The sequence below is a fragment of the Knoellia aerolata DSM 18566 genome (assembly GCF_000768695.1).
Classification (GTDB): domain Bacteria; phylum Actinomycetota; class Actinomycetes; order Actinomycetales; family Dermatophilaceae; genus Knoellia; species Knoellia aerolata.
In genome coordinates this window covers 1-231 of sequence record NZ_AVPL01000220.1, presented here as the reverse complement: position 1 = coordinate 231, position 231 = coordinate 1, and the positions used below count along the sequence as shown (strand labels likewise).

The following is a 231-nucleotide window of genomic DNA, read 5'->3' as shown; positions in this document are numbered from 1 at the left end:
CCGCCGCCGGCCTGGCCGGACGAAGGCTGGAGGAAATATCGCCGGCGCTGTCGCTGGACGAGGTGCTGCGCAGCGGCAAGCGCGAAGCCGAATCGGTGCATCGGCTCGGCGGCAAGATGGTGGTGGTGAACCGGATTCCGCTGGCAACCGGGGCCGGCCTGTCGGGCGCGGTGCTGACCCTGCAGGAAGCCGGCGCCATCCACCGCGCCGACCGCAGCCTGCGCACGCGGG

At 73.2% G+C, this 231-nt stretch carries 1 protein-coding gene; it reads left to right on the top strand.

What is annotated here, in order from left to right:
- Nucleotides 1-231, top strand: a 231-nt coding sequence (locus N801_RS22335) for a hypothetical protein (RefSeq protein WP_211254772.1), incomplete at both ends; no start/stop codon positions are given.